Origin of the sequence: Nonomuraea sp. LP-02 (assembly GCF_036289125.1) — a bacterium.
GTDB lineage: Bacteria > Actinomycetota > Actinomycetes > Streptosporangiales > Streptosporangiaceae > Nonomuraea > Nonomuraea bangladeshensis.
In genome coordinates, this window is record NZ_JAXCLK010000001.1 from 5,004,951 (window position 1) to 5,018,863 (window position 13,913).

Here is a 13,913-nt window from a genome sequence, read left to right on the forward strand (position 1 = left end):
GCAGGGGTACGTGCCCACCGCCGAGGCGTACGGCCAGGAGTACGGCATGCCGCCGGGCCCACAGGCATACGCCACCCCACCGGCCCAGCTCACGCCATCGGGCGGCCCCGGCTTCCCCCCTCACCCGCACGCCGCCCCCGGCCAGGGCTACCCACCCGGCCCACCCTTCCCCCCGTCCCAGGGCACTCCGGCCCCCGACGCCGCTCCGGCCCAGGGCTTCCCTCCGGGACCGGGCTACCCGCCGGGGCAGGGGGGACCCGCCGGAGGACCGGGACACGACGCCGCCCCGCCACAAGCCTTCCCTCCGGGACAGAGTTACCCTCCGGGACCGGGCTACCCGCAGGGACAGGGAGCTCCCGTCCCAGGACCGGGACACGACCCGGCTCAGGCGCAGGGCTACCCGCCCGCCCCAGGTTTCCCTCCCGGACAAGGCCACCCGCAGGGGCAGGGCTACCCTCCTGGGCAGGGTTACGGGCCCGGGCAGCAGGGGCACCCGCAGGTGCAGGGGGTTTCGGGGGCGCAGGCCGCCCCGATGGGCTACCCCCAGCCGCCCGCCCCGGGCGGCAACCCGTACGGCCCGTACCCCCCGTACGGCCCCCCGCCCAAGCGCCGCAACACCGGCCTGATCATCACCCTCTGCATCGTCCTGGGCGTGCTCCTCCTCGGCGGCGGCACCGTAGGCGTGATCGCCTACATCAACCGCTCGGACCCGGCCACCACGGCCGCCCTCACCACCACCGCCCCGACCCCCGCCCCATCGGAGCCGCAGCAGTCGGCGGCCCCGTCGGACGCCCCCACGTCCGACCCGGACCCCAGCCCCTCCCCCACGACCGCCCCGCCCTCCTCGGCCGAGTCCCCGCTCCAGCACGACGAGTTCAAGGACTGGAACTACCAGCTCGGCACCGTCAAGTTCGCCGCCCAGAAGGTCGCCGGCTGGACCTACGACAACTGTGACGCGGTGGACGGCGAGGGCGTGCTGGCGAAGTACAACTGCCAGAGCGCCGTCCAGCTCGCCTACTCCGCGTACGGCGGCCACCTCAAGGCAGTGCAGCTCATCATGGCCTTCCCGTCCGCGGCCGACGCCAAGAGCGCCTCCAACCGCCTGCAGAAGCTCACCTCGGACGCGGTGAAGTGGCGTACGGACAAGACCCACAAGAAGTACACGTACGGCAAGATCCTGTCCGGCTCGGCACTGAAGTACGTGCTGGTCACGATCGTCACCGCGGACAGCTCGGCGGCCAAGGCCAAGGCGTCGCAGTTCCAGGCGTACCTGCAGACCGACCACGCGAAGTACTTCGTCATGCGCGGCGAGGCCCTGACCAGCTGACGGGAGAGCCCGCCGGGCTACAGCAGCCCGGCCCGGCGGGCGGACGCCGCGGCCTGGGTGCGGGTGGCGACCTCCAGCTTGGCCAGGATGTTCGACACGTGCACGCTCACCGTCTTCTGCGCGATGAACAGCCGCTCGGCGATCTCCCGGTTGGTGAGCCCTTCGGCGACCAGGCGCAGCACCTCCAGCTCGCGCGCGGTCAGCGATCCCGAGCCACCCTGACCACCTGGAGCCCCGCCGCCGAAGCGGGCCCGGCGGCCGAACTCGGTGAGCGCGTTCTCCAGCGGCGTCGCCCGCAGCTTGCCCGCCGTCTCCCTCGCCAGCTCCCACTCCGTCTGCGCGGCCTCGCGCTCGCCGTGGACGAGCAGGGCCTCGGCCAGCCGCCAGCGGGAGCGGGCCACCTCGTACACGAAGCCGAAGTCGAAGGCCGCGACGACCCGGCGCCACAGCTCGACGTCGTGCCGCCCGTGCGTGCGGTGCCACTCGGCCTCGGCCCGCAGCCCCCAGGCCAGTCCCTCGGGCCCGAGATGGTCGGGCTGGCCCGCGGGGCCGTGCTCGACCACGAAGCGGGCGCGTTCGAGCAGGCCGTCGGCCTCGGCCCGGTCGAAGTCGCCGAGCTCGGTCATGGCGGCGAGCCCGAGTGCGGACAGCCGCAGCGCCCCCGCCTCGCCGGGGGTGAGCGCCGCCAGCGCAGCGCGTACGTGCTCCAGGGCCGCCGCGGGGTCGCCCTGCCAGAGGGCGTGCTCGGCGGCGAGCCCTCGGGCCATGTAGGCGACCAGGCCGTCGGACCAGAAGGGCCGCAGCCAGCTCAGCCGGCTCTCCACGCCGGGCAGCCCCCGCCCGACCTCGACGAAGAGCGAGAACGACGACAGCGTGGCCTCCGGCTGGGTGCCCACCCGCACGGGGAAGGTGGCCGCGACCGCCTCCGCCTGGTCCCACTCGCCGGCCACGTAGTGGATGAGGAAGCGCAGGAAGCGCAGGTCGGTGCCGTAGGTGCTCCACTTGAGCCCGGTGTCGAGCGCCATCCTGATGCCGTCGTCGGCGACCTCGGCGGCGGCGTCGAGCCGGCCCTGCTCGTAGTGGATGCGCGCGTGGTGGAAGCGGGCGCGCAGGTCCATGGCGAGGTCGCAGGTGGTGAGGGCGGAGGCGGTCTCGACCAGCTCGTGGGCGCGGGCGATGTCGCCGTGGTATTCGCGGTAGGTGGCCAGCGTGAGCAGCGCTCCGACCTCGGCGTCGGCGGCCCCGGCGGCGCGGGCGGTGTCGAGCGCGCGGGTGGCGAGGGCTTCGACCTCCTTGAGCCGCGGGCTCCAGAACAGGGTGCGGGCGTGGGTGGCGAGGGCGCGGGCGAGGTCGGCGTCGTTGTCGGCGCTCTCGACGGCGCGTTCGGCGGCGGCGATGGCGCCGGCGGGGTCGTCGGTCTCCCACAGGTAGTAGGCCAGGCGCTCGCTCACCTCGGACGTGGGCGGCAGCGCGCGGAGCTGGACCACGGCGCGGTGGTTGTCGCCGCTGTCGGCGGCCATGATCGCGCTGCGGAAGGCCAGCGCGGCGCGGCTCTCGCCGGTCAGCTCGGCGGCGTCCTCGACGCGGTCCCACAGGCTGAGCACCTGGTCGTAGTGGCTGTGGGCCTCGGCGGGGGCGCCCAGCCGTTCGGCCAGCCGGCCCGCCTCGGCGGACGCCTTGACCGCGCCCGCGAGGTCGTGACCGGCGAGGTAGTGGTGGGCCAGCTCGGCGGGCGCGGTGAGCAGGCGGGCGAAGGCGGCGTGCAGCCGGGTGCGCTCGCCGGGCAGCAGGTCGGTGTAGACGGCCTCTTGCAGCAGCGCGTGGCGGAAGGTGTAGCCGAAGCCGTCGACCCGGAGCAGCCCGCGCGAGACGATCTCCCTGACCGCCTCCTCGAACTCGGCCAGCGGCAGCCCGGACACCTCGCGCAGCAGCTCGTCCTCCACGCGGCGGCCGGCCACGGCGGCGGCCCGCAGCACCTGCTGGCTCGCCTCGGACAGCACCTCGACGCGGGACATCAGCAGGCTGGCCAGCCCGTCGGGCAGGCTGTCGCCCTCCGCCAGCGCCGCGAACAGCTCCTCGGCGTAGAACGGGTTGCCGTCGGCCCGCGCGACGATCTCGCCCAGCTCCTGGGCATCCACCCGGCCCATTGTGGCGACATAGTCTGACAAATCGCCCGAGCTCAGCGGCCCCAGCTCCACGCCCGTCACCGTGGGCAGCCGCTTGAGCTCGGCCAGCACCGACCGCAGCGGATGGCGCCGGTGCAGGTCGTCGGTGCGGTAGGTGCCCATCACGCAGACCTGCTCGGCCTGGAGCATGCGGCTGAGGAAGACCAGCAGGTCACGGGTGGAGCGGTCGGCCCAGTGCAGGTCCTCGATCACGAACAGCACCGGCTGTACGTCGGCCAGCAGCCCGAGCAGCGAGCCGAACAGCCGCTGCTGGGTGAGCCCGGCGGAGGGCGCGCTCTCGGTGCCGGGCAGGAGCTGGCCCAGCAGGGGGTGGGCGGCGGCGGACTCCCGCACCGCCGGCTCGGCGCCGCGCAGCGCGTCGGCCAGCGGCAGATAGGGCAGCGCGTCGCCCAGCTCGGCGCACTGGCCGACGAGCACGTGGAACCCCCGCTCGCGGGCCCGCTCCACCAGCTCGGCGACGAGCCGCGTCTTGCCGATCCCCGCGTCGCCGCCGACGAGCGCGACGCCGGCCGTGCCTTCTGTGGCGGACTCCAGCACCCGCACGAGTCTGTCCAGCTCAACCGAGCGCCCGACGAGAAGTCCGTTCACGCCACAACTATGCCACGCCGGACCGACACCTTATTTGGTCCGGAAAATCGGCTGCGCATTGGCCCGAGCACCCGGACCAAAGCCGACCTATGCTTCGGAGCCGTGATCTCCCTCACGGCGTACGCCTTCTTCGTCACCGCCTCGCTCGCCCTCGTGCTGATCCCCGGCCCGAACCACCTCTACATCACCGCCCGCGGCCTGGCCCAGGGCAGGACGGCGGCGCTGGCCAGCGCCTTCGGCGTGGAGGCCGGCACACTGGTGCACATCGCCGCCGCCGCGGCGGGGCTGTCGTACCTGATCTCGCGGTCGGCGGCGCTGTTCGCGGTCGTGAAGTGGGCGGGCGTGGCCTACCTCGGCTACCTGGCCTTCCGCGCGTTCACCGGCGGCGGGCAGGAGGAGGGCGCCGCGCCGCCCCCGCAGCCGCTGCGCAAGGTGTTCCTGGAAGGGATGCTGGTCAACGTGCTCAACCCCAAGGTGGCGCTGTTCTTCCTGGCGTTCCTGCCGCAGTTCGTCCGTCCCGAGGCCGGCTCGCCCGCGCTGCAGATCGTGCTGTTCGGCCTGACGCTGCTGCTGCTCGGCCTGCTGTCGGACCTGGTGTACGCCTGGACCGCCGGCGCGCTCGGCGGCCGGCTGCGGAAGCGGGCGAGGACACTGCGTCACCTCAGCGGCGTGGTCTACCTGGGCCTCGGCGTGGCCACGGCGTTCACCGGGAGAAAATGAGGCGCATGGCCCCGAGGAAGCAGCAGGAGATCTTCGACGCGACGTTGCGGCTGGTCGCCGAGAAGGGCTACGACGGGCTGACCGTCGAGGGCGTCGCCGAGCGGTCGGGCGTCAACAAGACGACGATCTACCGGTGGTGGCCGTCCAAGGCCGCGCTGCTCGGGGCGGCGCTGGTGGAGTCCGACGTGCTGGGGTTCGAGCCGCCCGACACGGGCAGCCTCCGGGGCGACCTCGTGGCGCTGGTGGAGGGCATGGTCCGGCTGCTCACCGAGCCGCCGTCCGCGGACATCGCGCTGGCCGCGCTCGCCGCCGCCGTCCGCCACCCGGAGCTGGACGCCCGGCAGTTCTTCGCCGACCGCTTCGCGAAGGAGCGGGAGATCTTCGAGCGGGCCGCCCGGCGCGGCGAACTGGCCGCGTCGGTCGATCCGCTGCTGGTGATCGACCTGCTGGCGGGGGCGGTGTGGGCGCGGGTGGTCCTGCGCGGGCTGCGGCCGCCGGACGGCTTCGCCGCCAAGGCCGTCTCGGCCCTGCTGGACGGGATCTGAGCCCTTCGTGAATCAGAGGGCTTCGGCGAGCGCGGCCGGGATGCGGTCGAGCACCGGATGCGGAGCCAGCCCGTACGCGTAGAAGTCGACCGCGAGCGCCCCCGCCGCCTTGGCCGCCCGCGCCTTGGCCACGAGCCGGTCGAGCGAGTCGCTGTCGGGATGGCCGGGCCGCAGCACCGCCCGCACCTCGCGGTCCTTGCCGACCGACCGCAGGTAGGCCCCGACGTCGTCGGCCACCCGCGCCGCGTCGCGGGCGTAGGCCAGCACGCCGAACGCCGGCACCAGATCGCCCAGCGCCACCAGGTCGACGCCGAGCTGCCAGGCGTCGTGCGCGGCCAGGCCGGGCGTGGGCAGGCCGTCGGCGTAGCCCTTGACGGCGCCCGTGGAGTCGATGAACACCAGCTTGGAGCCCTCCTCGGCGACCGCCGACGCCACCTCGGAGACCAGCGTCGTGACGGTCTCCGAGCGGGCGCGGGCGTAGGCCACGACGTCGGGCCCGGCGTACGCGGTGAGCGCGGCCCGGGTCACCTCGCCCTGCGCGGGCGGGTCGCCGTCGAGCACCCGCCCCACGATGCGCGCGCACTCCTCGCGCGCCATCTCGGCGTCCACGCCCAGGTCGGCGGCACGGCGCAGGCAGTAGTCGCAGAAGCAGAGGCCGAACAGGTAGGCGTCCATCGGCCCGAGCGGCACGAACGACCGCTCGGCCATGAGCGGCTGGAAGTGCAGCGCCTCGGCCACCACGCTCTCGACGCCGAGCCGCGCGACGGCCCTGGCCAGCGCGACGGCGTATTCGCGCACGTCGGGATGGGCGGGGCACAGGTCGGCGGGCGAGCCGCGGTCGCCGAAGCAGTCGCGTACGGTGACGTCGGGATGCTCGGCGCCGAGCGTCGCGTTGCGCAGGAAGACCGTCCAGCCGTGCAGCTTCATGGACCGCTTCGCGCACGCCTCGCGCAGGCCGTCGAGCACGGCGGCGTGACCGGGCACCGGCCACAGCCGCCGGCCGTCGAACAGCTCGGCCGGCGGGGTGAAGTGCGCCGCGTCGTGGCGGACGGTCAGCCTGGACAGCCCGTGCGGGGTGACGTCGCGGGCGGCGTGGTGCGCGACGCCGACGGTGACGCCGGCCACGCCGTACCCGCTGATCCTGTCGAGCACCCGCTCGACGCCCTCACCGCGCAGATCCTCGGCGAAGACGTAAACCGAACTGTCCACGAACGAACTTTACGCGCTCTTGTGCGCGACGAAGTCGATCTCCACCAGGATGCCCAGGAGCTGGGACCCCACCGTGGTGCGGACCGGGTAGGGAGCGTTGAAGTACGACTTGTAGACCTCGTTGTAGGCGGCGAAGTCGCGCTCGACGTGCTGCAGGTGGACCGTGGACTTCACCACGTCGTCGAAGCCGAGCCCGTGCGCGGCGAGGATCGCGCCGAGGTTGCGCATGACCTGATGGGTCTGGGTGGCCACGTCGTCGCCGACGAGCTCACCGGTGTGCGGGTCGAGCGGCCCCATGCCCGAGGTGAAGACGAAGTCGCCCACCACGAGGCCCTGCGAGTAGGCGCCGATGGGGGCGGCGCCTTCGCTGGTGCGAAGCTCCTTTTTCACGTAACGCTCCAGAAGTCAGTGGAAATCGGTGCTGAGCGTGCCAACGACACGGTAGTCCTCGTCCACCACGGGCAGCACCCGCCATTTGTCGAAAGCCGTACAGGGATGGGAGATGCCGAAGGACACCAGGTCACCGGGCGCGAGCCCGTCGGCACGCAGCAGCGTGTGCTGGTCCTGCATCTTCAGCACGGCCGCGCCGTCGCGGTGCGGGATCGGCAGGCCCTCGTCGTAGGGGGCGTCGCGCTTGCCCATGCCGACGATCGCGAGGCCCGGCTCCGGCACCGACAGCACGTACGCCCACACCTCCAGCGCCGGGCGCAGCTCGCCGCCGATGCGGTTGAACGGGGTGCGCTCGCGGTAGTAGCCCTCGTCGTGGGTGACGTACGCGCCGCTGCGCAGCAGGATCCGGGCCTGGACGGCGGCCAGTTCGCGCCCGATCACGTCGAACCACTGGCTGCCGCCGACGGAGAGGATCGGGTTGCGGACGCGCAGGTGCTCCAGGGCCTCGGTCAACGTGTCCAGATATTTCCGTACGTGGTGCGCGTCCGGCAGGCCGCCCTCGTACCCGGCCACCCCGGCGACCTCGACCCCTGGCGTCTTGGCCGCGTGCGCCGCCACCCGCAGGAACTCCTCCAGCGTGCGGCACCCGGCCCGGCCGCCCGCGTGCCCCAACTCCACCAGCACCCGGAACGGCCGCTCTCCGGCGTGCTTGGCGAGGATGTCGACGCCTTCCACGGAGTCGGCGAAGCTCAGGAACTCGAAGCCGGGATCCGCCGCCAGCTCCGCCGCCGCCCAGTCGAGCCCGGCCCGGCTCACGACCTGGTTGGCCACCACGATCCGCCGGGCCCCGAAGGCCCGGACCGCGCGGGCCTGGCGGGTGTCGGCCACGGTCAGCCCCCACGCGCCCGCCGCGAGCTGCAGCTCCGCGATCTCCTTCGACAGGTGCGTCTTGGCGTGCGGCGCCAGCTCCATGCCGTGGTCGCGGGCGAAGGCCGCCATCGTCGCGATGTTGTGCTCCAGCGCGTCCCGGCGCACCACCATCAGCGGAAACTCGTAGTCGCCCTCGAAGACCACTGCAGACACGGGACCCCCTCCATCCGCGTCCGACCCTATTACAGTGATCATGATGGGCGGCGGTCAGGGGCGCAGCGCGCGGCCGGTGAGCGCGCCGGTCAGCTCGCCCCCGGCCAGCACCGGGACGCCCGACACGAGCACGTCGGCGACGCCGGTCGCGAGCTCGCGCGGCTCGGCGTAGGTGGCCCTGTCGGCCACGGTGGCCGGGTCGATCACCACCAGGTCGGCGGCGAAGCCCGTACGCACCAGCCCACGGTCGCTCAGCCCGAAGCGGCGGGCGGGATGCGCGGCGAGGTGCACGGCGGCCTGCTCCCACGTCCAGTCGCCCAGCTCCCTCACATGCCGGCCGAGGAACCGGGCGAAGGCTCCGAAGCCGCGCGGATGCGGATGACCGCCCACGTAGATGCCGTCGGAGCCGCCGGTGTGCGAGGGGTGGCGCAGCATGCGGCGTACGGACTGCTCCCCCTCGGGCCCCTCGTCCGGGCGGGCCGACACGACGCCGGCCTCCAGCCGCGTCTCGATGAGCAGGCGGCGGCACAACTCGGCCGGGGACACCCCCGCCCGCTCGGCCGCCGCCACCACCGTCAGCCCCTCCGTCCATTCCATGCCGGGGGCGTGCGAGACGGTCAGCCGGGGCCAGGTGGCGTCGAGCCCGGGCCACCACTCGTCCAGGTCGGCGGCGGCGATCAGCTCCAGCGCCCGGCCGGTCTCGGCGGCGGGCACGGACGGCGGCAGGACGACCATCGCCAGGATCGTGTTGCCCCGCAGGTAGGGGTAGGTGTCGAAGGTCAGGTCGACGTCGCGGGCGAGCGCGTCGCCGACCAGCGGCAGCAGCACGTCGGCCGGGCCGTGCAGGTGGGAGACGTGCACGGCGGCGCCCGACCGGGAGGCGATGTCCACGACCTCGGCCATGCCGACCCCGGCGCCGGGTCCGTAGGCGCGCATGTGGGTGACGTAGGGGAGGCCGCCGAGCGGCCGGCACAGCGCGGCCAGCTCCTCGGCGTCGGCGTAGCGGCCCGGCAGGTATTCCAGCCCGGTGGACAGCCCGGCCGCGCCCTCCGCCAGGCCGCGCTCGACGCGCCTGAGCATCGCGGCCAGGTCGTCGGCGGAGGCCGGGGCGGACGAGGGGCCCATGACGTCGTAGCGGATCGTGCCGTGCGGCAGCAGGTAGGCGGTGTTGACCGCGACCGTCCGGTCGTAGGAGCCCAGCAACTCCGCGACGCTCAGCGGCCCCTCACCCCGTTGGCTCTCGTGCAGGGGGCCGTTGACGGCGGCGAAGTAGCGGGAGGCGTACGCGACGGTCTCGGCCGAGCCAGGCGCGAACGACAGGCCGTCCTGGCCGAGCAGGAACGTCGTCACCCCCTGCCGCAGCGCGGCCCGCTGCACCATCGGGTCGAAGACGGCCGCGTCGCCGTGGACGTGGCAGTCGACGAACCCCGGCGCGACGAACCGGCCGCTCGCGTCGATCTCCGTCGCCGCCTCGGCGGTCTCCAGCCGGCCCACGGCCGCGACGCGGTCGCCGCTCACCGCCACGTCAGCCCGGAACGGCGGGGCGCCCGTGCCGTCGAGCACCCTGCCGCCCCGGATGATCACGTCGAAGCTCACCCCAGGATTCAATCAGAGGAGTACGACCGGCGCTGGCCGCAGTCCGCCCTCCTGTAGACAGGGTGCTCGGCCAGCAGGTCGCGGGCCTGCGCGCGGGCCAGGTTCCAGCCGTTCCAGGGGTCCGGCCGGTCCAGCTCGTTGGCCTCGACCACGTCGGCCAGCACGCAGCTCCGCTGCGGCTCCGGCAGCCGGTCGAGCGCCGGCACCGCCTCCGCGCCGAGATCGCCCAGGTAGTCGGAGTCCAGGTTGGCGACGCCACGCACCTCGACCTGCGTGGCCGCGACCCGCAGATCCGGGTTGACCAGCGCGAACGCGCCCAGTCCCAGCCCCGTCACCAGCACGATCGTCCGCGGCAGCCAGCCAGAGCCGCGCCCCGTCAGGCGGGCCGCCCCGGCCAGCAGCACCAGCGCGAACACCGCCCCCAGCCACCAGACCGTGGCCTGCACCGACAGCCGCAGCCGGGACAGGCCGTAGGCGTCGGTGTAGAGGCTCATCCGGTGCAGGGCCGAGGCCAGCACCACCATGGTCAGGGCGCAGAGCACGCCCAGCAGCCCGGCCAGCACCCAGCGCTCCCGCCGCCCGGTCCGCAGCAGCCCGGCCGCCGCCGCCACGATGCCGAGCACGAACACGCTCACCACGACGAGCTGGAAGAAGCCCTGCCTGGCGTACTCGGCGTAGGTCAGCCCGGCCGTCCGCAGCACCAGCGTGTCGCCGCCGAACAGCGCCGTGATCTGCACCGCCACGAACGACGCGAACAGCAGGTTGACCGCCGTCAGCGGCACCAGCCACACGCTCCTGCTCACCGCGAACTTCCGCTCCGGGCCCACCGGATCGTTCACGGGCCGCAACGCGACCAGCACCACGGCCGCCAGCAGCACGGCGAACAGCGCGAACAGCACGATCCGCCCCGGTAGGGACTCCGCCCATGCGGGGGCGGCCATCAGGCGTTCGGCGTACGAGGCGAACACCGCGTCCGCCGAGGCGAACAACAACCCGAACACCAGCAGCAGCACCGCCGTGATCCCGAGCGCCGCCACCGTCGGCAGCACCCGCCGCCGGGCCGTCAGCTTCTTCAACGGCCCGGCCAGGAACCACGGCACCGGGCCCAGCGCCAGCAGCACCGACAGACCGCCCCTCAGCACGCCGAGCCAGCCGGCCCCGGCCCCCGACACCGCCAGCGCGCCCAGCCCGGCCCCCGCCATGAGCAGGATCCCCACCAGCCAGTCGGCGTCCCGCACCGCCGCCATCGAGATCAGCCCGTACGCGGTGAGCCCGAACGCCACCGTCCACGGCGTCATCCGCCTGGCCACGGCCGGCAACGCCGCCGCGCCGAGCACCATCGACACGAGCACGATTCCCAGCCCGACCTGCGCCTCCGGCAACGCCACGGCCGCGAACACCCCGCCCCCACCGGCCGCCGGCAACAGCCAGCGCGGCGGCGTGGGCAACTCGGGCCTCGGAAACAACGGCGGCGGCACGTACGACGGCGGCCCGTAACCCGGCGGCCCGTACGAAGGCGGCCCATACCCCGCCGGCCCCCGCCCCGCCGGCACACCCGGCGCCTGCCCCACCGCCACCCCATCCCACAACACCGGCACCGCAGGATGCGGACCGGGCACCCCCACCGGCTGCCCGGGGGCCTGGCCAACGGGCCTCGGGGGGGCCGCCGCCGCCGTGGACTGGGCGACATGCGCGGGCTGCGCGGGCGGCGTGGCATGCGCGGGCCGCGCGGCATGCCTGGACGACGCGGCTTCCGTGGCATTCGCGGGCGACGCCGCTTCCGCGGGGGACGTGGACTGCGCAGCAACTGTGGCATCCGTCGCGGATGTGACGATACCCGCCGCTGTGGGCAACGTCGCTTCCGTGACCTGCGTCGCCGATGGCGCCTGGGAAGGGCTGGGCGTCGTGGAGGTGCCCGTGGTCGGCTCCGCGTCAGGCGTCACGGCTGCGCCCGGCGTCGCCGCTGTGCCTGGCGTCATGGCCGCGCCCGGCGTCGCAGCTGTGGCCGGCGTCGCAGTGGGACCACTTTGCGGCTTTTGTTCCCCGGGTGTCGCCGCGGGATCCGTCGGTTGTCCCTCTGTGCTCATCGCAGCCCCGCTTTCCTGTCCCGTATAGGTGATCGGTCGCGGCAGGTGGGCCGGCCGCGCCGCATGAGCCATCTGGTACGCCAGCACCGCCGCCCGCCGGGCCGAGCCCGCGCCCAGGGCCGCGCCGAACGCGCCCACCCCCGCCGTGCACAGGACGAGCGTGACGAGCGCCAGCCCGTCCGAGACGACCACGCTGACGAACACGGCGGCGAACATCCCGAGCAGGAGGCCGACCATGATCCCGACGACCCCGCCGCCGATCACCCGCACCAGCCCCGAGCCCGGCGACGGCACGGGCACCCCCGCTCCCGGACCAGGAGCTCCGGCCCCCGCCGCAGCGGGCATCCGGCCCTCGGCCGCGGGCTCCCGCACGGGTTCGCCCCCTTCGACCGCAAGGGGCGCAGCCCCGGTCTCGGCCTCGGCTTCGGCCAAAGGAGGAAGGCCGTCCACCAGCACGGGAGAGTCCTGAGCCGCCTCCGGCATCGCCCTCCCCGGTAACTCGACGACCATGCGGCACCCCGCCCCCTCGTCGATCCGCACCGCTCCCCCGTGCAGCTCGACGATCTCCTTCACGATGGCCAGCCCGAGCCCGGCCCCGCCGGAGTCGGCGGCCCGCCCGGAGTCCAGGCGCGAGAACCGTTCGAACACCCGCCCCCGCTCCGCCTCCGGGATGCCGGGCCCGTGGTCGGCTACGGCGACCCGTACGCCGGCCCCGTGCGCGGCCCCGCTGACGGTGACCACCCCGCCGGGCGGGCTGTGCCGTACGGCGTTGTCCAGGAGGTTCGCGAGGACCTGCGCGAGCAGGTCGGGGTCGGCCCGCACCACCAGTCCCGCCGGCACCTCGGCGCGGATCGCGACGTCCTCCCTGGCCAGCCCGGCCTCGCGTACGGCCTGGTCGACGAGCGGCGCGAGGGTGACGGCCTCGGCCTCGATGAGCCGCGCCCCGCTGTCCAGCCTGGACAGGTCGAGGAGTTGCGCGACGAGGCGGCCGAGCCGTTCGGTCTGGGCGAGCGCGGTGGCCATGGTGACGGGGTCGGGCGCGGAGACGCCGTCCACGACGTTCTCCAGGACGGCGCGCAGGCCGGTGATGGGCGTGCGCAGCTCGTGGCTCACGTTGGCGACCAGCTCGCGCCGCTGGCGGTCCACCTCGCCGAGGTCGGCCGCCATGGCGTTGAACGCCCTGGCCAGCTCGCCCACCTCGTCGCGTGAGGTGGCGCTGACCCGCAGCTTGTAGTGGCCCTTGGCGATGGTCTGGGCGGCGCGGGCCATCTGGCGCAGCGGCTTGGTCATCCCCATGGCGAGGAGCTGCACCATGATCAGCGCCAGCACGACGGCGACCGCGATGCGCACCTCGCGCGACAGCCCCGAGTTGATCCCGACCTCGTTGACGACGAAGGCGGTGCCGACGGCGAGCACGATGACGATGCCGAGTTTGACCTTGATCCGGCCCAGGAAGTCGAGCGGCCTCATCGGCGTACCAGGGCGTAGCCGACGCCGTGCACGGTCCGTACGACGTCGGGGCCGAGCTTGCGGCGCAACGCCCGTACGTGGCTGTCGACCGTCCTGGTGGCGGCGGCCTCGGAGAAGCCCCACACGTCCGACAGCAGCCGGTCGCGCTCGAAGACCTGTCCCGGCCGCTCGGCGAGCCGCCGCAGCAGGTCGAACTCGGTACGGGTGAGCTGCGCCTCGCTGCCGCGCACGAACACCCGGCGCGCGGCGGTGTCGATCTCGACCTCGCCCACCCTAATCACGGTGTCCTCGGCGGCGAGCTGGGCGGCGCGCTCCACCCGGCGCAGCAGCGCGTGGATGCGCGCGACGAGCTCGCGCATGCTGAACGGCTTGGCCAGGTAGTCGTCGGCCCCGACGCCCAGCCCGACCAGGACGTCGGTCTCGTCGCCGAGCGCGGTCAGCATGAGCACGGGCACCGGCCGGGCGGCCTGCATGCGCCGGCACACCTCCAGCCCGTCCAGGCCGGGCAGGAGCCGGTCGAGGATCACCAGGTCGGGCTCGGCCCTCGCGTACTGGACGAGGGCGTCCTGCCCGTCGCCCGCCACCCGGACGTCGAACCCCTCGGCGGCCAGGCGGTTCCGTACGGCCAGGGCGATCGTCCGGTCGTCCTCCACCACGAGAATGCGTCGCTGCTCTGCCACGTACGGAAGCGTAGAAGCGGGCTGTGCAGACC

10 protein-coding genes are annotated in these 13,913 nt (G+C 74.0%); 3 read left to right on the forward strand and 7 right to left on the reverse strand.

Translation table 11 applies throughout. The annotated features are described in order from the left end of the window. Window positions 1–499 precede the first annotated feature (499 nt). Complete coding sequence (locus SMD20_RS23165) at window positions 500–1,327, forward strand: hypothetical protein (protein ID WP_329584458.1); 828 nt, start codon at window positions 500–502, stop codon at window positions 1,325–1,327. A 17-nt stretch (window positions 1,328–1,344) separates the two neighbouring features. On the opposite strand, the gene SMD20_RS23170 is transcribed toward SMD20_RS23165, so the two are convergent. Continuing rightward, window positions 1,345–4,101, reverse strand: coding sequence for a helix-turn-helix transcriptional regulator (locus SMD20_RS23170; RefSeq protein WP_329584459.1), 2,757 nt, complete (start codon window positions 4,099–4,101; stop codon window positions 1,345–1,347). Window positions 4,102–4,203: 102 nt separating this feature from the next. On the opposite strand from SMD20_RS23170, the gene SMD20_RS23175 reads away from it, so the two are divergent. Then, complete coding sequence (locus SMD20_RS23175; RefSeq protein ID WP_329584460.1) at window positions 4,204–4,821, forward strand: LysE family translocator; 618 nt, start codon at window positions 4,204–4,206, stop codon at window positions 4,819–4,821. A 5-nt stretch (window positions 4,822–4,826) separates the two neighbouring features. Further along, window positions 4,827–5,366 carry a TetR/AcrR family transcriptional regulator gene (locus SMD20_RS23180; protein ID WP_329584462.1) on the forward strand — a complete coding sequence of 180 codons (540 nt, stop codon included), beginning with the start codon at window positions 4,827–4,829 and terminating at the stop codon, window positions 5,364–5,366. A gap of 12 nt (window positions 5,367–5,378) precedes the next feature. Here SMD20_RS23180 and SMD20_RS23185 read toward each other — a convergent pair whose 3' ends face one another. Genes SMD20_RS23185 through SMD20_RS23210 form a run of 6 tightly spaced genes read right to left on the reverse strand, consistent with a single transcriptional unit; the run spans window position 5,379 to window position 13,881 of the window. Next, window positions 5,379–6,575 (reverse strand): hypothetical protein, encoded by a 1,197-nt coding sequence (locus tag SMD20_RS23185; protein WP_329584463.1) that lies wholly within the window; start codon window positions 6,573–6,575, stop codon window positions 5,379–5,381. A 9-nt stretch (window positions 6,576–6,584) separates the two neighbouring features. Next, the gene (locus SMD20_RS23190) at window positions 6,585–6,965 is read right to left on the reverse strand and encodes a RidA family protein (RefSeq protein WP_329584464.1); all 381 of its coding nucleotides are present in this window, start codon (window positions 6,963–6,965) and stop codon (window positions 6,585–6,587) included. A gap of 15 nt (window positions 6,966–6,980) precedes the next feature. Beyond that, window positions 6,981–8,048, reverse strand: coding sequence for an alanine racemase (locus SMD20_RS23195; protein ID WP_329584465.1), 1,068 nt, complete (start codon window positions 8,046–8,048; stop codon window positions 6,981–6,983). Window positions 8,049–8,102: 54 nt separating this feature from the next. Continuing rightward, window positions 8,103–9,644: an N-acyl-D-amino-acid deacylase family protein gene (locus SMD20_RS23200; protein ID WP_329584466.1), complete on the reverse strand. Its 1,542-nt coding sequence runs from the start codon at window positions 9,642–9,644 to the stop codon at window positions 8,103–8,105. Window positions 9,645–9,652: 8 nt separating this feature from the next. After that, the gene (locus SMD20_RS23205; protein WP_329584467.1) at window positions 9,653–13,201 is read right to left on the reverse strand and encodes a DUF4153 domain-containing protein; all 3,549 of its coding nucleotides are present in this window, start codon (window positions 13,199–13,201) and stop codon (window positions 9,653–9,655) included. Next, window positions 13,198–13,881 carry a response regulator transcription factor gene (locus tag SMD20_RS23210; protein ID WP_329584468.1) on the reverse strand — a complete coding sequence of 228 codons (684 nt, stop codon included), beginning with the start codon at window positions 13,879–13,881 and terminating at the stop codon, window positions 13,198–13,200. The genes SMD20_RS23205 and SMD20_RS23210 overlap by 4 nt, the downstream gene beginning before the upstream one ends. Window positions 13,882–13,913 lie beyond the last annotated feature (32 nt).

Coding starts and splice junctions, on each gene's coding strand:
- SMD20_RS23180 (WP_329584462.1), top strand. CDS start 4,827: ATGGCCCCGAGGAAGCAGCAGGAGATCTTCGACGCGACGTTGCGGCTG.
- SMD20_RS23205 (WP_329584467.1), bottom strand. CDS start 13,201: ATGAGGCCGCTCGACTTCCTGGGCCGGATCAAGGTCAAACTCGGCATC.